The organism is Pseudomonas putida, assembly GCF_028682475.1.
GTDB lineage: Bacteria > Pseudomonadota > Gammaproteobacteria > Pseudomonadales > Pseudomonadaceae > Aquipseudomonas > Aquipseudomonas putida_AG.
Genome location: NZ_JANHLE010000125.1, coordinates 1 through 395, shown reverse-complemented (window position 1 = coordinate 395; position 395 = coordinate 1). Strand labels below are relative to the sequence as shown.

At 58.0% G+C, this 395-nt stretch carries 1 protein-coding gene; it reads left to right on the top strand.

All coding sequences use genetic code 11. The features are described from left to right. Positions 1-395 (top strand): contractile injection system protein, VgrG/Pvc8 family (locus NPS47_RS25470; protein WP_274297455.1); only part of this gene is annotated, 395 nt, incomplete at both ends.

Sequence of the window (395 nt, the reverse complement as noted above, 5' to 3'; positions counted from 1 at the left end):
CACTTCAAGGTCCTGGCGTTTGACGGCACGGAAGCCATCAGCACCTTGTACGCGATCCACATTGAACTGGTCAGCGAGTACCCCGATTTCGATCTTGAAAGCCTGCTCAGTCAACCGGCGTTTCTACGCTTCGGTTTGAACGGGGAAGGGCTGCATGGCCGCATCGAAGACGTTCGGGTGGAGGAGCCCGGTACACGCCTGACCCGTTATCACCTGACCCTGGTCCCGGCCCTGCACTACTTGCAGTTCAGCCACAACCAGCGGATTTTCCAGCACCTGACGGTCCCACAGATCATCGCCCAGGTGCTGCAGGGACATGGCATCCAGGCCGACGCCTATAGCTTCCATGTTCGCAACAGTCCCGTGCGCGAATACTGCACTCAATACTTCGAAAG